The following is a 21,107-nucleotide window of genomic DNA, read 5'->3' on the forward strand; positions in this document are numbered from 1 at the left end:
CTTCAGGAAGGATTAAGCTTAGCAGGGATAGGTCAGTCTCTTTATTCACTGGATAATATTTATCTACAAAGAAAACTATTTTTCACTCTAGACCCAACTTTTGAGATTGATCCGATATTTTTAAACTTCCACCTTTTTTTATGGTTTTCTAAAACCTTTTATGGCGGCATATTTTTGATTTAAAGGCAGGTAACCAGTATTTTTCGCAACTAACCTGGTAGCTTGGGACAGGCTGTCATTCTAATACATTTACATAAAGCAACTTGAAATAATGGAAACTGAAAATTATACTTTGAAGGAGATACAGGATTTTGACGTAAATAATATTTATAAAGGATTGTCAGACCCTGAAATCACAAAATATTACGATGTCCATTTTGCCACTTTAAAGGAAACAGAAAAGCAAATGGAATGGTATAGAAACTTAAAAATAGAAGGAACAGGGGTTTGGTGGGGAATCTATGATAAACAGAATAATAAATTTTGTGGAGCTGCAGGTTTTAACAGTCTGGAAAAACAACATAAAAAAGCAGAAATTGGATTATGGTTATTGAAAGAGTTTTGGGGAAAGGGAATATTGAAAGAAGTTATGCCTAAGCTCTTTGAGCAGGGGTTTTTAAAATTAAACTTAAATAGAATCGAAGGATATGTAGTGAGTGACAATGCTAAATGTAAGAATGCATTAGAAAAAATCTATTTTACTTATGAAGGAACAATGAGAGAGTGTGAAATTAAAAATGGAGAGAAAATAGATGTCGATATATACTCGGTATTAAAAGCAGAATGGAAAAAATACAATCATTATAATAACTAAGCTTTTTTTGGTATTATTCCCCAACATAAATGCTCTCCTGATTAAACCCGTTCTTAGTCTCTTATCTTTATGTAAAGAATACCCTGTTTTAGGAGTTAAAATATTTTAGTTCCCGCACTTCATGTTACACTTCATTCAAAGAATTAGTCAGGCAAAATAAAAATTATAGTTTTGCAGAAAGCACTATATCCATAGAAATGAAAAAAGCAGTTAAACTATTTAGAATTGGTCTCTTATTAATGGTAGGAATCTCTTTAATAAGTGCTTGTGCTACAGTTAAAAAAACAAAACCGGTGATTAATAAAGAGAATACTGATTGGGAAAAGCTGAATTTAATAGGAAATGTGAAAGCTGTAAATGAAACTTCAACTACGAAATATCCCGATGAAGAAGCAAAAATAAAAACATCAAAGTATACTTTTAACCGGTATGGGAAGCAAGTGCTTTTTGAAGGGCCTAAATACTCGCATAAGAGTGTCTATAACGCTGAAGGGAAAATTTTAGAACAGAAACAATATTTTGAAAATAGACTGGAAAAGAAAATAACTTATAACTATTCCAGTGAAGGCAAAAGAACTGGTAAGAGTACCTATATGACCCCTACCTTTCAAACCAAGGAAGAATGGGAAGCCCATGAAGCCAATATAGAAAATCTTCCAAATGAAGGGCTATACCTTCAAAATAGACTTGACATTCAGGATAACGGCAACCAAACTATAACTGTGTACAAAGAAAATAAAGAAATTGATCATATACAGTACGAGGTTTACAAGGGGTCGAAATTAGTAGAAATTAGTGTAAAATATCCTTTTTCAGAAGTTTTTGGATATAAAAAGACCTGGAAATATGATGCGGACAATAACCTTAAAAAGTTTAAAAAATATGTAGGGTCTGCCGAAAGATTAGAACTTATTTGGGAGTATGATTATGATGAAAACGATAGAATAGTTAAAGAGACGTATTTGCGCTACATGCCTAAAAGCTCGTCGTCATTTAATGAAAATGGCCATCTTAAGGAACAGATTAACGCTTATTATTTAGATGAGGAAATTTCGGCTATTTCCTCATACCAGTATGATGCTAATGGAAGTCTAATTTCCAAAAAAAGGAAGAAATATAATGGTGAATTAGCACGTGAAATAACTTATGAACTCACTTACGATTCCAACCAAAATTTAATACAGGAAAACGTACACGATTCTAAAAAAGCCAGCGTTAATAACTATATGGAATATGATGAAAATGCTAATGAAATATATTATAAATCTGTTGATGCTAATGGAGATTTAATAGCAAAAGTTACCAGAAAATTTGATTCTGTTTCAAATATGATAGAACGTGTTGTTTATAAGGCTGATGAAAGCATAAGTTTAAAAGAGTCTTATGTTTACAATGCTAATAATAATGTAAGCAAACATATAGTTGAAAAACCTTTAGAAGAAACCATAGAGATAAAAACCCGTGATTATGACCACAAGGGTAACTGGATAAAATTTGAACTCAAATTTCTTTCTTCAATAAATAATGAGCTCTTTCAACAAGTGATTAAAGAGCGTGAAATAGTTTATTTTGAGTAATTGGCACGTATATATTGTTGCATTCAGGATAAGACAATTTCTTTTAAAGTATTTATAGAGTTCCTGGTGTAAAATCCTTATTCCAAGAAATGTAACCTAGATGATAGTAGGTGGTTGATTTAAAATGCTTTGGACTATTTTAGATACGGGGCAGCTTTTCCTGAAAAACCTTCCGTAGTAATCATTTGATTTGCAATGATTTCTCGATAATTGAGGTTTATCCCAATAATTATCGGGACTCCCGGGCTAGTCTCAAACAAAAAACTTTCCATTTAAAAACACGTTGTAACAATTTTATCTAAAATTCCTGAGTTCAATGATCTCAATACAATAAATAAAATTATTCATAACTTTTACTTCTATTTAAAGAAGAAAAAGCTCCAGTATAACTTCCGGTTAAAACATCACCATTAGCCAATTTAAAATTCATATTAACAAAAATTGAATTCTTAAGACCCTCAACGGAGAAAGTTCCTCCGATAATTTGGACTTCTTTATTATTTATAAATACCGATCCGTTAAACTTATAAGGGTCTCTTTCAGATAAAGAAGTATTGCTAATTTCATAAATACCATTAGAAAGATTATAAGTAGTTGAGCTGGTTAAAGAAAGATATATAAAAGTTTCAGCATCAGAAAGCTTATTTGTTCCACTTATTAAATCAAGTTCAAACTTTGATTTTGTATCATAAGATTCATTAGCTAATTCCACAGATTGAAGATTCCATACCTTATCTCCGATTTTAAAATAATTATCGGAGATAGTTTTGAAAGAAGTTGAAAGAAAAAAGATGCTAAATAAAGCGACCAAGGTGAGTAATATATTTCTCATAATTAATTAAATATATATAAAATTTTAACAAATATCGTTCCATAATCACAAGTACATTAATAAAACTGTTTACAACATTGGTTATAGCAAATAGCGGGTTTTGTCAAAAAAGTGTAATTTAAAAGATTAGGAAACAAAAGGAGGGGGAGACAAATGCACGTCTTTAATCCCGCTACTTGTTCTTAAACGTTGGCTTGCTATGAGGTAATTACTTTTTATTTGAAAAATCTTAGACATTCTCATTTTTTAATTCGATTGTGAGTGTTCCGAAAATGTAAAGACCTGGTTTATATTTAAATAAGTTATATCTAAAGAAAAATAGGCTAAGAAATAGTTATGTAATACATATTACCCTAAGATGTTTTATAAGTTAAGTTTTGTTAAAACGAACATACATATCATATTTGTTAAAATTCTTTAAATCAGTTTTTTATCCTTTTTTAGGTGCTTAATAGTCTTAAAGATTACTTAAATATTTTCTAAAATTCATTTGATAATGACGGTTGGGTCGAATTGTAGCTTTGCGCTGAATTTTTAACCAACTATCGAATGAAACATTATTATTTATTCTTATTGATTTTTGGCCTGTCTTGGCAAATACAGGCCCAGCAAAAAGAAATTACCGGTGTAATTACCGATCCCGAAGGAATTCCCTTGCCCGGGGTAAGCATTAGCATTAATTCTGGTAGCGTAGGAGCAGTTACCAATTTTGATGGCCAATTTGAGTTAATGGCCAGTACCGGAGATGTTTTAAGCATTTCCTATCTGGGTTTTTTAACTCAAAAAGTAACTATAGACAATAAGACCAACTTACTTATAAGTCTTGAGCCAAATACCGAATCTTTAGACCAGGTAGTGGTTACTGCACTTGGTATTACTAAAGCAGAGAAAAAAATAGGCTATGCAACTCAGGAAATAGCAACAGATGATTTAAAAAACATACCCATTGCTAATGTTGGCAATCTCTTTTCGGGGAAAGTTGCCGGTTTACAGGTTAGTAATCCACCCGGGATGTTTCAGGCCCCAAGTTTCTTGCTGCGAGGGAAAAAGCCACTAATTGTAATTGATGGGATACCGGTAAGTAGTGATTTTTTTGATATTTCACCAGATAATATTGGTGCAATCAATGTTTTAAAAGGTACTACGGCTTCGGCTTTATATGGCTCCAGGGGAAGAAATGGTGCTATTCTCATAAATACTAAAAATGCTACCGAAGAAGGCTTGACGGTTGAAGTATCTCAAAATGTTATGCTTACTGCCGGATATGCCGTTTTTCCTGAAACACAGCATGAATATGGAAATGGTTCCAATGGAAAATACGAATTCTGGGATGGCGCCGATGGCGGTATAGCTGATGGTGATATGATTTGGGGACCTAAGTTTGATGAAGATTTATTAATACCCCAATGGAATAGCCCTATAATTAATAATGAAACAGGAGAAGAAATTGCGTGGTGGGGTAGTGTAACCGGCACTCAATATGATGATCGCTCTAAATACTCCAGAAAACCCCTGCCCTGGGTGAGACACGATAATCTTGATGAGTTTTTGGGAACCGGTGTTATTTCAAATACAAACTTTAACATAGGACATAGAAACAAAAATGGATTTTACAGGTTAAATGGTAATTTTTCTCATAATAAAGATCGTGTCCCAAATTCCAGCCTTTCCCAGGGAGGCTTGAGTTTTAAGTCCCTTACCAACTTTAATGATAACTTAAGCTTAAGTAGTAAGTTGTCTTATAACAAAGTATACTCTCCAAACTCCCCTAATTATGGGTATAACCCCAGTGGGCATATGTATACACTTCTAATCTGGATGGGAGAAGATGTAAATGGAAAAGATTTAAGAGATCATCATTGGGTACCGACAAAAGAAGGTTACAGACAGGCTAATTGGAATTATGCCTGGTACAATAACCCATGGTTTGGTGCAGAAAATTACCAAAAGGGATACGATTCAAACTTACTTAATGGGCAGCTTCAATTGTCTTATAAGCTTGGAGAGAAATTTCAATTCCAACTAAGAGGTTCGGGTGTTTTAAAACAAACTTTTGAAGATCTGGAAAGTCCTAAATCTTACTTTAACTACAGTGCGCCCAGAGAAGGTTCTTACCAGACCTGGAATAAAAACCGTTTGAATATTGATTACGACTTTTTAGCGACCTATAATGATAAGCTTAGTGACGAGCTAGGGCTGGCAGTATATGCCGGAGCTTCAACTTTTTACAGAAGCCATAGAAATGAATTTGCCGCCACAGATGGGCTTACAGTGCCAGGAGTTTATAATATGGGGAATTCTACAGGACCCGTGAGGGCCGAAAATTACTTTGAACAAAAGGCCATCAATAGTGTTTATGGAACACTCGAACTGGATTTTCAGGATACTTATTTCTTAACAATGGCTGCGAGAAACGACTGGTCTTCTACGTTACCAAAGGAAAACAGGTCTTATTTTTATCCATCTGTATCCAGTAGCGTACTTTTAAGCAATATTTTGGATTTGCCGTCTCAGGTTAATTACATGAAGCTATTTGGCTCCTGGGCAAGGGTGTCTAGCGATTTAGAGCCTTATAAATTATCGTCCTACTATAATAATTCAGGGAGTTTTGGCAATATTCAAAAGCTTTATTATCCGTCAGAAATTGTAAATCCTAATATTGCTCCTGAAACTTCTACATCTTTTGAAGTTGGGCTTAATACGGCATTGTTTAACAATCGTCTGGCTTTAGATGCAACTTATTACAACACGGTAGATACCGATCAAATTATCAATAAGCCCATTTCCTTAGCTTCCGGATTCACTTCCCGTAAAATGAACGGAAATGAATATACCACCAATGGTTTGGAGCTATCTTTAAGTTTTAAACCAATTAGGAAAGAAAACTTTAAATGGTCTGGATTAGTGAACTGGTCAAAACAGGTAACACGTTTAACCAATATTACAGGAGATTCAGAAAAATTTGGGAACCTATCGCTTAATGATCGGGTAGATAGTTATTACGAAACCGAATGGAAAAAATCTCCCAATGGAGAGGTGATACTTAATGCCGAAACCGGTTTACCAACAAGAGATACGTATGTATCTTATTTAGGGCATTTTGATCCCGATTGGTCATTTGGTTTGGTCAATAATTTTCAATATAAAAATTGGCATTTAAATGTAGCCCTGGATGGCGTTTGGGGTGGAGTACTGCGCTCTCAGGTAGTTGAAAAAATGTGGTGGGGTGGAAAACATCCAAAATCTGTAGAATACAGGGATGAAGAATATGCTGCCGGTGAACCTATCTATGTGCCAGATGGAGTTAATGTTGTAAGTGGCGAGTTAGTGCGCAATGTGAATGGAGAAGTAGTGTCTGATACCCGTGTATTTGAAGAACATACTACCCCAATAAGTTGGCAAACCTGGTCTCAAAACTACCCATATCGTGCCAGGGTAACTGAGGAAGAAAGTGAAACTTTTGCGAATGTGTTTGATAGGTCTTACTTGAAATTACGTAGTGTATCCCTTAGTTATAATCTTACAGAAATGCTGGGAAGTAAAAGTATAAAAGATGCCAGTGTAAGTTTTAATGCTTATAACCTTTTTGTACTTACCAAAGGAGACTATTACACAGACCCCGATTTTAAAACCCAGGATAGCAATAATATTCAAGATCCGTCTTCACGTTACCTGGGAATTGGTTTAAACTTAAAATTCTAAATGATGAAAAACATAAAAAAGTATCTTAGTATCTTGGTTATGGCCTTGTTATTTAATGCCTGCCATAATTTAGATGAAATAAATGATAACCCGAACTATGTAAATGAAACGCATCCGCAACTTCTACTTACAGAGATCGCATCTAATGCTTTCCAGGTGGAAGGTACCCGAGCTTTATATGCATCAAGAATGATTATACAAACGGGTGAGGAGAATAATTACCAGTTTTATAAATGGGGAAATGGAAGTTTTGCTCCTTACAATGAGTTAAGGCAGATAACCAAAATGATTGAAGAGGCGCAACGAATTGAAAATTCTAATTATGTGGCAATTGGTAAATTTTTTAGAGCCTATTATTTTTATAAACTTAGCTTAAGTTTTGGAGATATACCTTATAGCGAAGCTTTGGCGGGAGAAACAGGCAATTACCAGCCGGGATACGATTCACAGGAAAGGGTTTTTGCTGGCATTATTAATGAATTAGATGAAGCTGCCGGCTTAATAAACAACAACGAAACTATTGATGGTGATATAATTTATAATGGAAACCCTACTAATTGGTTAAAGCTAATTAACTCATTTCAATTAAAAGTTTTAATGACTTTGTCGGGTAAAGAACAAGTGGAAGGAATAAATATAAGTGAAAAATTTAACGAGGTATACCAACGAGGAAACCTTATTAATTCTCTAGATGAGAACGCCCAGTTGGTATTTGTTGATCAGCAGGATAGCAGGTACACCGAGTTTAATTCCAGTAGCTATGCTTCAAGTATGTTTATGTCTGCTACTTTTGTAGATCTTTTAAAAGAATTAAAGGATAATCGTTTGTTTATTATAGCAGAACAAACTTCCAGTGCAACTTCTGAAGCAAAACCAATTGAAGATTTTGAATCTTATAATGGGGGCGATCCAACTGCAAATTATTCACTAATTAGTGAAACGCTAGTTGCCGATGGAAATATTTCGAAAGTGAACGCCAGGTATTATACAAACCCTACTACCGAGCCGCATAATATATTAAGCTATTGGGAAATAGAGTATATATTGGCTGAAGCAACTGTTAGGGAATGGATCAATTCAGATGCATCGCAACATTATGAAAACGCTGTTCGGGCAAATTTTGAATTTTATCGAAATCATGCAGAAGAATATAATATGTACTTATCTGAAGCTTATGTAAATCAATATTTATCGCAGGAAAATGTAAAATTACCTGTGGCCGATAAGGAAGTTTTATTAGAAAGAATCCTTACTCAAAAGTATCTTACAAGCTTTTTGCAAGGTGGGTGGACGCAATATTACGACTATCTAAGAACAGGCCATCCCTACTTTAAATTTACAAATGCTAACACGCCTCCTAAGCGATTTGTATACCCAAATGATGAGTATAATAACAATACCCGTAACCTTGAAGAAGCCATTAATTCTCAGTTTAATGGGAATGATGGAATTAGAGAAACACCCTGGTGGTTAAATTAAAAACTATGAAAAAAAACTATGTAGTACTAGTAGCTGTTTGTTTATGGACTTGCTTCCTACAAGCACAGCAAAATGAAAAAGTAATTATTATTAGCCTGGACGGCTTAAGATGGCAGGAATTATATGGCGGAGCCGATTCCCTGTTTATAAATAATAAAGAATTTGTTTCTAATACAGAAGCACTAAACGAGCAATTTTGGGGGCCTACTAAAGAAAAAAGGCGAAAGAAACTAATGCCTTTCTTCTGGAGTCATATTGTAGAGAACGGCGTATTGCTTGGGAATAGATGGGAAGAAAATAAGGTAAATCTTACCAATACGATGTTATTTTCATATCCCGGTTATAATGAAATCCTAACAGGAAGAGCCGACGATGAGCGCATAAATTCTAACAGCAAACATCATAACCCAAATGTGACTTTATTAGAAAAAGCTCAGGCTTCAAATACCTATAAAGATAAGGTAGAGGCTTTTGGTAGTTGGGATGTATTTCCTTACATCCTTAATGAAAAACGAAGTGGAGTTCCTGTAAATGCAGGCTATAGATCTTCTCATGCGGCAAACCCAACAGAAAAAGAACTTTATCTGGACCATTTGCAAAAACAAACTCCAAAAAGATGGGAAAGTGTAAGGTTTGATGTATTTACCCATAATTATGCTTTAGAAAGCTTACAATCGCGAAAGCCCGATGTTTTGTATATCGCTTATGGAGAAACAGACGATTTTGCGCACGAGGGGCGTTATGATCAATATTTAAAGTCTGCAAAAAGAACAGATGAAATGATTAAGGAAATTTGGGACTTTATTTCCAAAGATCCTTATTATAAAGACCAAACAACTGTTTTTATCACCACAGATCACGGTAGGGGTACAGGCGTAACTAAAGATAACGACTGGAGACATCACGGAAGTTCAATTCATGTGGCAGATCAAACCTGGATAGTGGCTTTTGGCAACAAAATTCAGGCTTTAGGTGAAGTGAAAAAAGATGCGCAATATTTTGTGCCTCAATTTACCACTACTATTGCTGAATTTCTAAACCTGGATTTAAAAAACGATTTTCCTGCCCTGCCAATAAAGAAATAAGTAATTATTTTATTAGATGTTTACAGGAAAATAAAACGTATAATATTAAAAAATAAAAGCCCCGAAGCATTAGTGTTTCCGGGGCTTATTTATTGGCACCGCTAAAGGCTGTAATACCCCGAGGTAGTTTACTGGATAATAGAGATTTAATGTTGCGGGACCTGTAGGTGATTTACCTTTACTCCAGAAATTAGTTTATAGTGCTGTTATACCGAGGTTTTAGATCTAAATTTTTAATGGTTTAAACACAAGAATTTAGTAAACCTAAGAAGCATTTTTCATTAACCGGCATTGGATTTTACATTAGAGAAGTCACATTTTTCCAGTCTACTTTTTTCAATAAATAGCATTAGGAAACCCCGATTGTTCCAATTCAGCCCAAAGCCAGAATTTGAGCGTAAGGTTAATAGCGATATCCAATCATCGCTTTCTCTAGGATCTTCATTTAAAACATTATAAAAGGGATAGCCAAGTAAATAGCTTTGATATCTTTTGTCTGTTTGATCTGAAACTTTATCGCATACGTAAGCTAATTGTCTTTTGTTTAAGCCTTTTTCCTTATATAATTCAGGTTTAAACGGAATGTCAACTTCTGGTTTAAATACAACATCTAAAAAGTATTTATCAGGAAAATTAGGATTGTTGTATGGTTCTAAGTTTTCATCGATATCAAATAAAAAGACTTTTGCATAATCCTTATCTGTCCAGGACATATTATTTTCGTCATCATATGCTATAAATATACTTAGCATTCCTTTTTTGGGAAGTAGCGTGTTTGCTGTGGGTATTTCACTTAGGTTAAATTGTGCTATAAACCTATAGTCATCATATTGATGTTTGGGCCATTTAAAGTTTTTGGGTACATCGGGATCACCTCCATATTTACTTAAGCCTTTTTGATCAAAGACATTTGCTTGTGTAATTTGTATGGCTGGAAGCATAATAGATTTTAAGTAGTCCTCTTTTTTATGTAAATCGTATTTTCCTTCTTTAATAATTTCCTCTAATCTCTCAATATCCATAGTGTATTTATTATTTGCCTACTGTTACAACCACTCTGCATCAATCCCCATTTCTATAAAATCATCGTAAACCTGGTCTTTAGCATAACATAATGTTGCTTTTTTTAGGTTTGGGAAGTGTTTGGCGTCTGCGCTAGATTCGATATCCCAATATTCTACGGCTCCGCCGGAAAATGGAGCTAAATTCATATAGATATCATTTCCGCCATCCTGATAGATTTCTGTAATTTCGGCAGCAAGGCGTTTAGGGATTGGTAAATCTTTAAAATACTGTACTACTTCTTCAATGGGCTCGTAAGCTTCTTTGTCTATATCAATCTCCCGTTTTTGATACCAATCTGCAAATTCATATAAATCAAATACAGGTTTTAGTAAATTTTTAGTGTACATTAACTCTTCTACCACCGATAATTTGAATCCAAAATCAGTAAAATTGATTGTTTCTTCCTCGAGTGATTTAATTAGGTACTTATCTTTGGGAATGCCTTCCCCACGTTTGTAGGGGACATAAGTGCTAACTTCTATGGCTTTAACCTGGTCTTTCTCTATAGAAAACCAGGCGCTTAGGTTATTTAATACTAAAGCTCCTGAAGAATCTCCTTTAAAAAGCTTTACACGCGCATCTACATGCTCTTTATAATACTTGGTAATCTCCTTATTTTCGAAATAAAAAGTTCCGGAGAAAATCTTATTTGGGCTAAAATTATAATCTTCAGCTTCCAGTACAATTGTTATGGAATCTATAAGTTTTCCATTTTTTGAATAGGCCAAAATTCCTAATTCATCCCAGGTGAATACGGTATTGTGTTTTAATTGATGTACGCTATAGTTCGTATTTAGAGATTTTTCCAAAGTGGCTAGCAACAAAGGGAATGCAATAGGAACCGAATTGATTTCAAAATTATTTGAAGATAATTGTATTGTTGTCATAGATAGGTTTTAGAGAGTTAATTACTTTAGGTATTATACCCTTTGGCGGTACCGATAGATTATAAAGGTTTTCTGGTTTTATAGAAATCGGCAAAAGAGCCTGAAATTTTTGTTACTTCCCCACCATCATGATAATACGCCCAAACTGAAAAACTACAATCAGGATCCAGATATAAATAATCTCCATTTTCGGTTCCTATTACAAATCCTTTGGCCACACGTTCTAATTTTACCCTACCAAACCTTAGTGAAGGCGCATAAGCTATTTCTCCAACTTCCTCCTGAATGTGTGTATATAATTTTAAGCATTCATAATTGGCAGCCTCACCAACTCCTTTCATTTCCCATCTTTCTAAAAGCGCTGCTTTCCCAAACATATTCCAGGTGCGTTTATCCCAACGGCCGTTATTTTTTATCTGGCATCCATCAGGGTTTTCATTTAGGAATTTAAGGTATGTAACCGGCAATTCGCGGTTGAAAGTAGTATTCGTTTCAAGTTTCATGAGTAATAGTTTTGCTTATGATTATACAATTACAAAGGTGAAAGCTTCTTTTTAGAGGTCGCTAACTGTTTTCAGGGATATTGTGTTCTAGAAGGGATGAGGTTTATTTTTATGAAGTAAGATTAAAAATCACCCTTTTCGGGGATTAATGACATTATTTCTCAGGTTAATTTTGTGATAAACAAAATTTTATGGAAGATAACACCAAAAATGCAGCTTTTTTAGACTCATTAAAGCGCAATAATGAGAAGATAAGAGACGACCGGGCCAATGCTATTGCAGAAGATGCGCATCTTATGTACAAACGAGAAACAGAAGATCTGGCCTTGTCTTTAAAGCGTCTAAAACGCGAACAGGAGAATATGTTAGATATGAGCCCTACCGACGCCAATAGTTTGGTGCTGGCTTCAGATTTTGATGCAAAAAACTATGTCTCTAAAGACCTGGAAATGGCAGTTAAAATAAGAAATCTGGAAATAAAATTAGAATTGGCCAAAAAGCGCTATGCGTATTTATTCGGGAGTAAAATAGAAGAACTATAATTATGGGAGGAGGAAGATTTAGTCACGAGGCGTATTCACGCTTAAGAGACTCAAAAGGATATAGTAATAAATCACGGGAAGAAATATTTACGGCAAGAGCTATAGATCCTGAAATGGATCCTGCTAAGGCACTTTTACGGGAATCCAGGGATTCAGCAGAGCATCCTGAATCTGTTTCAATAATTGTGGGACTGGATGTTACGGGAAGCATGGGTTTTGTGCCAGAGCATATTGTTAAAGAGGCTTTGCCAGACCTTATAGGTTCTTTAATGGAAGCAGGCATAGAACATCCGCAGGTATTATTTATGGGATTAGGAGATTTTGTATATGACACCGCACCTTTGCAAGTGGGGCAGTTTGAGTCTTCAGCAGAATTATTAGATCGTTGGTTAACCCGTGTCTACCTTGAAGGTGGTGGAGGCGGAAATAATCAGGAAGGTTATAATTTGGCACATTTGTTTGCTGCAAGGCATACCGAAATTGATTGTTGGGAAAAACGAAAACAAAAGGGCTTTTTGTTTACAATAGGAGACGAGCCTGTTTTTCCTACTATTCCCGGAGAAATTATAAGAAAATACACCTGTACTAATGAAGCTGAAAGCCCTACTACCGAAGCTATTATTAAAGAGGCGCAGGAGAAATACCATGTTTTTCATATGCATTTAGAGCATAATGATTGGTCTAAAAAACCGGGCCGTAAAGGAAACTGGAAGGAATTGCTGGGAGAGAATTTTATTGAAATTCCAGACTATAAAAAAGTCGCAAAACGAATTGCCGAAGTTGTGATACAACATCATAAGCCTACCTCGGGGAATACTAAGTCAGGTAGTACTGATACCGAAGTTGAAAATATGTTATAAATGCCAAAATGTAGCATTGTAATAGATTTAGGGTTTGGTGATGCCGGAAAAGGTTTAACTACAGATTTTCTGGCATCCCAACAACCTAAAGAAAGTCTGGTTGTTCGTTTTTCCGGTGGGCACCAAATAGGGCATACGGTAAGTACCGGTGCTTTTACACATACCTTTAGTAATTTTGGTTCAGGTACCTTGTTGGGCGTTCCTACCTATTATTCAGAACATACCACTTTGTTTCCTCCGGCAATTCTTCAGGAAGGGGGGTTTTTAAAAAAATATCATCCAAAATTAAAGTTTCATCCGCTGGCAATGCTAACCAGTATCTATGATATTGCTTTTAATAGGGCTGTTGAAAAGCAGCAGCATCACGGTTCTTGTGGATTGGGTTTTGGAACCACTATAGCCAGAAACAAAGAGGATGTCTATTTTTTCGCAAACGATTTGCAGTTCTCCTGGGTAATAAAACAACGTTTAAATAGCATAAAAACCTATTACGAGCAAAAATTGCTTAGTCAGCCTAAAAGTGTGCAGGAGTATTATAGGAATGAGCTTAAAACCTATAATGAAAATTATTATGTTGAAAGTTGTTTAGCGATAAGTCATTTTTATGAAATAATTCCCCTAAATAAGTTGGCCGATAGTTACGGACACTTTATTTTTGAAGGTAGCCAGGGGGTTTTGCTAGATACCCAGCACGGTTTTCATCCACATACTACCTGGAGCAATACCACTTCCAAAAATGCTATTCAGCTTATAAAGGCACAATTAAAAGAGGTTTTAAACCTGGATGTTTATTACGTGACTCGTTGTTATCAAACCCGGCACGGTAATGGTCCAATGGCTGAAACAAAAAAGGTTTCCTTACAGAATAATGAGCAGGAAGCGAATGAGACCAATGAGTTTCAGGGTGAGTTTCGTACGAGGGCTTTAGATATTTCTTTGCTTAATTATGCTTTAAGTTGCGACGAAATTTATCATCAGGATATGAATATTAGTAAAAACTTGATGATTACCTGCCTTGACCAGCTTCCGGAATTTTGTGCTGAAGATTTAACGGGAAAACTTACCCAAAATTTTAAAACCGTTTATGGAAGTTACGGTCCCGGTAGAACATTTGTTAGGGAAATTTCTGCTAAATAAAAAGAGGGCCTTCTGTAATTTTTAAAATCACCCCATTCAGTGATAAACCTCCTATAATTCCCGGGTATCTTAGTATGCTGTAAAATGAACTAAAAAGATAAATATGATAAGCTATACAGAAGATTTACACGAAATGAAATGGGATGATTTTAATTTCAAATCTATCCAGGTAAACACGCTGCCACTGCTTGAAGATCCAGACCATTACAATAACGGCTTTATTTTTAAAGATGCGCTTTTAGAAGCGGTTGAAAAAATATCGGGGAAGAAGGTTTTTAAATTGTTGTTTATAAGTCCGGATAATATAACCAGTACAAAATTCTATGCTATTGCTTTTTTGGAAGGTAAGTTTATCTTAACCGCCGAAATAGAAAATACAAGCCATTTTTATTCATGGTTTAGCAGCATAGAGCGCGATAGAAAAGACACTAAAAAGTTGAAATCTGAGATATATTCGTTCGGGAAAAACCTGTACAGTAGTCAGCCAGCCTCAAATTTCAAAGAAGGATATTTTTATAAAGATACCGGTGCATTTATAGCTGATTTTATTCCTAATGAATTTATAGCCGAAAAACTGGCAAAAGAGAAAGCCGATTTCCTGGCAGATTTTATTCAATTAGATGCCAAAATTGATTTTGAAGAAGTTAAACAAATCTTTGAAGCTTTGATAGCTGAAAAGGAATTAAGAGTTATTCCTCCAAAAAACAACGAGGCCATTTATGCAGAATTTGAGCAAGAAGCAGGTTTCCCTTTTCCTGCCATGATAAAAGACTATTTGAGCTTGCATAATGGAGTTGAAAATGCGGCCATTATGGGAGCTGAAAAAATTTTAAAAGAATGGAAGGATTGGAAAACAGTCTATGATGATTGGACGCAGGAAGAATTGCTGGATACTTACAGTACAAACCAGGGCAAAGCTTTGCTAATGTACACTACTCCATACTGGATTCCGTTTTTTGATTTACAGAATGGTAATTTTTTAGCTTTTGATTTTGCCCCCAATACAAAAGGGACTCCCGGTCAAATAATACGCTATGGTGCCGACCAGGAAATTGGTTATATCCAGGCCGATGATTTAGCTACTTTTCTAAAAAGCCTAATGGGTGATGAAGGTGAAATTCGAGATGAAGAGTGGTTTTATAAACCTTAATCTACAAACCACCCATAGCACAGATTAGAAAATAATTGAAGATTCCCCCCGACTTATGTCTACGATTTTTAAAACGAAAATAGTACCAAATTTAAATACAGCCTCTTTAGAAGCTTCTGAAGCACTATCGCTAATTCATATTTTGGAATTGATGAATGCAACAGATACTGAAGCTTATAAAGCTGCAAAAATTACTGGCAATGCGCAAAATATAACTAGTAATTTTAGCCAAAGACTTACAGAGCAAATCTACTATCACCCTACTTTTTATGCAGATGAAAAAGAAGGTTTGGAATTTATAGCCTCCTGGCTTCCAATTTTAGAACAGGGCTGTTTTCCCGATAAAAAAAGTGCAGAAAAATTAGTTGAGTTTCTAAAGTTTAGCCTGGGGTATTTTCAATCTCAAGCAATAGCCGATACTTATAAAAATCAAATTTTTAAGGTCTTAAAAGCTTTGGTTCAAAGTGAATCTGAAGCTTCACTTCCTGTAGCTCGTTTTCTAATTCAAAACGTATTTGATATAAGAGATTATTTGAGTTCTGATTTTCTAATTCAAAATTGCCTTAAACATACTATTTTATGCGGAAGCTATACAGTTGTTTCTCCAACAAAGGAAATAACCTCATTTCCATTTAAAATTAACCATGATTTTATTGAGCATTTTTATGAAGGGGATTGGTACCAATTAATTACAATAATACATCAAATATTACCTGTTGGACGCGTATATGCCCCCGGCGCATATCATGTTTTGTTAGCTTGGTTTAGTACCGATTTGGCTAAATTCTATGCAGATAATTTAGAGTTAGCTTTTGCTGCACATAGTGCCATAAAAGAACGCTTAATATTTGGTGAAGCAGAAAGTCTCGAACTACTTAATATAAAAACAGCAGAAGGTGTCTATCCCTTAATTACAGCATTGGGAGCTAAAAAGTGGGATGCCGGTGATGTGCTTCTCTTTAACAATCGCGATAAAGCTATTCCGCAAGTACAGGTAGACGCCTGTTATTTACGGCTTATAGATTGGCTATCTGCCAATGGTGGAGGTAATTTTAATTCAGAAGCATTTCAGGAGTATGGCAAACATATTTTAAGCGATAATAACATTGCTGCGCTTCCCGTTGATTCTATTGCATTTTGGTTTGAAAAATGCCACTCGAAATCAGGGAATTCAAGTCAGGTTGAATTTTACAATAACTTGTTTTCAGGCTTTCTTTCTGAATTTAAAAATGGCAAATTGCCGGTAATGCGTCTTAAAAATGAAGCCTTTCAAGTAACCGGCGAATATGTAATAAAGGAGGTATTTAAAAATTTAAACAATATAGGTCCATGGTTGGAAAGTTTTAAAAGCACTGGATTAAAAGACCCTCTAAATCAATTTATAGTTCTTTCATATTATGATGCACGTATTTCATTGTTAGATTTATACAGTGAAGAAAGTCGGCAGGTTTTGCACACCTACTTGTTAGACCTGGCTTACTCTTCAAGAAATGCATCAGAGAACATCAGGAAAGAAGGCTTAGCCTTAATTGTAAATATATTAGCATGTTTGTGGGGTACTCCCGCTAATTATACTAGAGTTAATGAAATTTGGGCTTTAAAAAGTATAGATAGTAGTGTTACTAAGCTTTGTAACGATTTTGCAAAAGAACAATATCTTAACGAAAAGCATTCGCTAAGCTTAAAACTTATTCAAGCGTGGTATAATTTTTTGGGTGACTATTATTACAGCGCTACAACAGAAGCTGTATGGGTTGGTGAAATGTTACAAACGCAAGGTATACGCTCGGCCAATTATTTTAATACTGTTCAAGATGATATGTCTTTCTTTTTAGACCGTACAGTTTCCCGGCTACTTCATTTTCATAAAAAGTGTAAAAGCAGTAATAATACCGATGACGTCTTAAGCCTTATTGCGACACAAATTGAAACCTATCTTTCTGATTTTCTTCAGGAGCTAAATGAAGATAAACTGGCTAAGCCCACCGTAAAATACCTTTCTGATTATAGTAAGAATAAAGTTTTTGGCTTCAGTACTAATACAGATTTATTGAATGCGATTATTGAATTTTATGATTTTCATTTTAAGCAAGAACCAATAATAGAATCCAAGGTAGTTGTAGAGCAATCAAAACCTGTAGAAAATACGATTAACGAAGTTAATATAGATAAAAATTATGTAGAGACAGTGCTTAATAATTTAGAAAACTATAAAACTACGGGTTCATGTGATACACAACTTCTTGCCGTATTAGATGAAAGAGTATCAGAATTAAAAACCTGGTATAAACAAGATGATACAGGTTTAGAAGCTCGATTTAATCAGGCACTTTATATGGCTTTGCTCGATAAAGACCTGGCGCCGGGAACAATATTGGAGACCTATGGTAATCTTTGTAGAAGTTTATTTGTAGAGCTGGTAAAGGGGTCTAAAATGGCAGGCTCTTATGCCCTTGGTTTAAAAACCATGGCAAATTCTGGAGCATATCCAGAACACTTAAAAACTGCTTTATTGCAGGTTATGGAAGATTTAAACGCATAGAAGAATGATACAAGAAATAAGTCCCGAAATACAAGACCAGCTAAACTTATCTGCTTTGATTTTAAAGAAGAATTATAATAGTGCCGATTTAACAAGTTGGTTTGGTTTTAACCTGAATGACGAGATGCATGTAAAGCAAGCTAAAAGACTTTTAAACCTTTATGGCATTAAATCTGGTTTGCACTTACGCAATAGCTTACAACGTTATGAAAATGGGGAAATGGCATCTATGGCTTTTGAAAAATTGGCGACAGAATTCCGTAGTGACACAACAGATACTTTTAAAGTAAAATACGATGCTTTAGATCATCCCGGGATTAAAAGTACCTATAAAATAGTCTGGAAATACCGTTTCAGTTTAAAGGAGCATAAACTTATTGGTTATGAAATGGCTTATTACATTTTTTTAATGCGGTTGGGAGGTGTTCTTGGGTTTATCACTATAGAAGAAATTATGCTTCGGTTGGAGGATGCAAATACTCGTTTGAAAACACTTTTTTCCAGTTGGGGAGAATTTCATCGTAACGTATGTATTGGCGATGAATATGTGTTGGGATCTACAGAGCAGGATATCAGTAAATTTCCCGGAACAAAAACACTGTGGGAGCATTACCAGCGTCTACATATACAACATGCCAATTGGTTTAAAGAATGGAAAAAATGAGTTTAAGAAAAGAAGAAGTTATACAGCATATTGAGCGTGCAGAACAGCTTTGTAATGCCAATCTCTATAAGCATTTAACACCTCATATTTCTGCAGTTCAGGAGAATTTTGAAGCATTGGATAGTGCTACAGAATATGCGCGATATTACCGGCTTGTAATGTTATATATTGCTGCTTTTGAAGAAATAAATATGCCTGTTATGCAATCGTACTTAGAGGCTCTGGAAGCTATAAATGAAATACAGGCGTCAGATTATGAAGTGATTTGCAGTTGCTACCACCAATGTCCCGATGCTGTTTACGAAAAAGCATTAATGCAATACCCTTATAACGAAACTTTGCATTTACACTATGCATTAAAGCTACAAAATGAAAAAAGATTCTTAGAAGCAATAGGCATTCTTAAGTATATATTAGAATGTTATCCTGCCACTACCGAGGCAAGACTTTTACTGTGGGAGATTGAAACAGCCTATTTAGAAGAATTATGTTGTTCAACTGAAGAAGCAGACTGTTATGAATTACTGGACTTAGCATCTGCCACACATAATTTAGAAGTATTAAAAGGCCTGGAACTAGACGAGCGTTTAGATGAAGCAAGCAAAAGCTTAATCTACATACAAATTGCTTTATGGGAAAAGAGATCTGTAGAGATATTGGAATACTGGAAGACAGAATGGAAATTGCTGGAATTATCTGATAGAGTTCGTTATTTATTGGCAGATTATGCCAGGGCATTTATGATGTATGATATGGTTTCCCAAATTTTAAGAGCACCATCTAAACCAGAATTTCCTACAGACGAGTTTACCTCTTTTAAGGAATATAAAGAATATATGAAGGCTGTTTCCAATTCGGGTTGGCAACTGGCGCAGCATCATTATTTATTAGTGGGGAATTCAGCCTATTTTCATACCGGAGATAGAAAGGTCCTTAATATTTGTATTGAGCAGGGGCTAGCGCTAAATCCTAAAAATCCTTTGTTATTAGTTTTAAAAGCCAAATCGTTCTATTTAGAAGAAAATTATAACCAGACCGCAGCAGCGTATCACGAAGCCTATAGAAACGGACTCGCTATGAGCGAATACTTGTTTTATTTATTAGAAGTAAATAATAGGATACAGAGTTGGCAGGGTATTTTAGACATTGTAACCCAGTTTCATAAAAGAAAATCGCCAACGCTTAAAACCATGTTTTTTAAAGCCCGGGCTTTAGTGATGTTGCAAGAGTTTGATGCCGCGCTTGAAGTTATAAATGAAGCCCTGCAAGACTTTCCCTTACCAGCGCATTCTTATGCTCCCTGGTTTTATAATTTACGAATGCTTATACATAAACGGAACCATAACTATAAGGCATTTCTAGAAGATATGCATGAAGAAATTAATTACTATAAAATAGGGGATAGTGATTATTGTAGTACCATGAATATGTGTGTAGAAACCATTTTTGAAATGGGCGATTATGAAGAATGTTACAAATTCGCAATCTATAATTACGAGCAGGAACAATTATCACCAGAGTTGTATCCAGTGCTCCAGTGGTTGTGTTTTTATTATTTTTTAATTGAAAAGCCAGATGATTTAAACGATGTTACTGAAAACGATTTAATTGAAGAGCCTACCACATTTATCGATTACAGGAATAATGGATTATTACACTGGATTATGGGAAATCATGATGCAGCAACAGCATCATTAGAGCTTGCCGCCGGCCTGGCAACCAATAAAGCCTACTATCTTAAACTGGCCTTAACCTGTTCAAAAGAAGCTTTTCATAATTCTAAAAGTATAAGGCTTTGCGAAACTATAAAAAAAGAGCTCCCAGAATCTCAAGAATGGAAAATAGACTTTGATTATGCTAATTTATTGAGAGAAGAAAAACAATATAAATCGGCATTACATGCGTTTAAGCAGGTGTTACAAGGTTATCCAGATCATTCTTTTTTTCAATTTCCAAAAGACGACAATCATGTTATGCTAAGAAGCTTAAAAGAATGTGCAAAGGAGTTAGGTGATATTCACGGGTTCACCAAATATAATGCGATGCTTTTAAGCAAGGATAATCCGTCTATAAATTTATTAAAGGAACATCAGGAAATAACAAACGAGAAAGACAAACAAGATATTTTTGTAAGGCATAATTTATTAGAAAGCTTGTTTCAATTGGGTACAGATATGAGTAAAGCCGAAAGTGAAGAGTTAATCCAAATTAAAACAAAAATAAGAACCAATTATTTCGCTGAAAGATGTTAGTTTTACTCGATAATCG

The 21,107-nt window shown here is 35.0% G+C and carries 17 protein-coding genes; 13 read left to right on the forward strand and 4 right to left on the reverse strand.

All coding sequences use genetic code 11. From position 1 onward, the window contains the following. The 3 genes from GUB10_RS15945 to GUB10_RS06495 form a co-directional block, all read left to right on the forward strand. A partial coding sequence (locus GUB10_RS15945; protein WP_227740330.1) for a hypothetical protein occupies positions 1-183 on the forward strand: 183 nt, incomplete at its 5' end. Positions 184-271: 88 nt separating this feature from the next. Next, positions 272-814 (forward strand): GNAT family N-acetyltransferase, encoded by a 543-nt coding sequence (locus GUB10_RS06490; protein WP_193710630.1) that lies wholly within the window; start codon positions 272-274, stop codon positions 812-814. A 197-nt stretch (positions 815-1,011) separates the two neighbouring features. Next, positions 1,012-2,391 carry an RHS repeat domain-containing protein gene (locus GUB10_RS06495; protein ID WP_193710631.1) on the forward strand — a complete coding sequence of 460 codons (1,380 nt, stop codon included), beginning with the start codon at positions 1,012-1,014 and terminating at the stop codon, positions 2,389-2,391. Positions 2,392-2,731: 340 nt separating this feature from the next. Here GUB10_RS06495 and GUB10_RS06500 read toward each other — a convergent pair whose 3' ends face one another. After that, a complete protein-coding gene (locus tag GUB10_RS06500; RefSeq protein ID WP_193710632.1) occupies positions 2,732-3,223 on the reverse strand; it encodes a hypothetical protein in 492 nt (163 codons plus the stop codon). Positions 3,224-3,772: 549 nt separating this feature from the next. On the opposite strand from GUB10_RS06500, the gene GUB10_RS06505 reads away from it, so the two are divergent. The 3 genes from GUB10_RS06505 to GUB10_RS06515 are packed head-to-tail and all read left to right on the forward strand — an operon-like array spanning position 3,773 to position 9,489. Beyond that, positions 3,773-6,925, forward strand: a complete 3,153-nt coding sequence (locus tag GUB10_RS06505) for a SusC/RagA family TonB-linked outer membrane protein (RefSeq protein WP_193710633.1) — start codon at positions 3,773-3,775, stop codon at positions 6,923-6,925. Next, entirely contained in the window at positions 6,926-8,404 is a 1,479-nt protein-coding gene (locus tag GUB10_RS06510) for a SusD/RagB family nutrient-binding outer membrane lipoprotein (RefSeq protein ID WP_227740331.1), read from the forward strand. Between the two features lie 5 nt (positions 8,405-8,409). After that, complete coding sequence (locus GUB10_RS06515; protein ID WP_193710634.1) at positions 8,410-9,489, forward strand: alkaline phosphatase family protein; 1,080 nt, start codon at positions 8,410-8,412, stop codon at positions 9,487-9,489. A gap of 281 nt (positions 9,490-9,770) precedes the next feature. Here the strand turns inward: GUB10_RS06515 and GUB10_RS06520 are convergent, their stop codons facing one another. The 3 genes from GUB10_RS06520 to GUB10_RS06530 are packed head-to-tail and all read right to left on the reverse strand — an operon-like array spanning position 9,771 to position 11,944. Next, a complete protein-coding gene (locus GUB10_RS06520; protein ID WP_193710635.1) occupies positions 9,771-10,511 on the reverse strand; it encodes a DUF1963 domain-containing protein in 741 nt (246 codons plus the stop codon). A 24-nt stretch (positions 10,512-10,535) separates the two neighbouring features. Continuing rightward, entirely contained in the window at positions 10,536-11,441 is a 906-nt protein-coding gene (locus GUB10_RS06525) for a hypothetical protein (RefSeq protein ID WP_193710636.1), read from the reverse strand. A 59-nt stretch (positions 11,442-11,500) separates the two neighbouring features. Further along, complete coding sequence (locus GUB10_RS06530; RefSeq protein WP_193710637.1) at positions 11,501-11,944, reverse strand: SMI1/KNR4 family protein; 444 nt, start codon at positions 11,942-11,944, stop codon at positions 11,501-11,503. Positions 11,945-12,135: 191 nt separating this feature from the next. On the opposite strand from GUB10_RS06530, the gene GUB10_RS06535 reads away from it, so the two are divergent. The 7 genes from GUB10_RS06535 to GUB10_RS06565 all read left to right on the forward strand — a co-directional run bounded on the left by GUB10_RS06535 (position 12,136) and on the right by GUB10_RS06565 (position 21,091). Then, on the forward strand, positions 12,136-12,486 hold the full coding sequence (locus GUB10_RS06535) for a hypothetical protein (protein WP_193710638.1): 351 nt from the start codon (positions 12,136-12,138) through the stop codon (positions 12,484-12,486). A gap of 2 nt (positions 12,487-12,488) precedes the next feature. Then, positions 12,489-13,346: a hypothetical protein gene (locus tag GUB10_RS06540; RefSeq protein WP_193710639.1), complete on the forward strand. Its 858-nt coding sequence runs from the start codon at positions 12,489-12,491 to the stop codon at positions 13,344-13,346. Continuing rightward, entirely contained in the window at positions 13,347-14,483 is a 1,137-nt protein-coding gene (locus GUB10_RS06545; RefSeq protein WP_193710640.1) for an adenylosuccinate synthetase, read from the forward strand. Between the two features lie 103 nt (positions 14,484-14,586). After that, on the forward strand, positions 14,587-15,633 hold the full coding sequence (locus GUB10_RS06550; protein WP_227740332.1) for an SMI1/KNR4 family protein: 1,047 nt from the start codon (positions 14,587-14,589) through the stop codon (positions 15,631-15,633). Between the two features lie 55 nt (positions 15,634-15,688). Then, complete coding sequence (locus tag GUB10_RS06555; protein ID WP_193710641.1) at positions 15,689-18,175, forward strand: hypothetical protein; 2,487 nt, start codon at positions 15,689-15,691, stop codon at positions 18,173-18,175. A 4-nt stretch (positions 18,176-18,179) separates the two neighbouring features. Next, the gene (locus GUB10_RS06560; protein WP_193710642.1) at positions 18,180-18,839 is read left to right on the forward strand and encodes a DUF1266 domain-containing protein; all 660 of its coding nucleotides are present in this window, start codon (positions 18,180-18,182) and stop codon (positions 18,837-18,839) included. After that, entirely contained in the window at positions 18,836-21,091 is a 2,256-nt protein-coding gene (locus GUB10_RS06565) for a lipopolysaccharide assembly protein LapB (protein ID WP_193710643.1), read from the forward strand. Before GUB10_RS06560 ends, GUB10_RS06565 begins: the two co-directional genes overlap by 4 nt. The last annotated feature ends 16 nt before the right edge of the window (positions 21,092-21,107 follow it).

It is taken from the genome of Salegentibacter sp. BLCTC, assembly GCF_015143665.1.
Lineage (GTDB): Bacteria > Bacteroidota > Bacteroidia > Flavobacteriales > Flavobacteriaceae > Salegentibacter > Salegentibacter maritimus.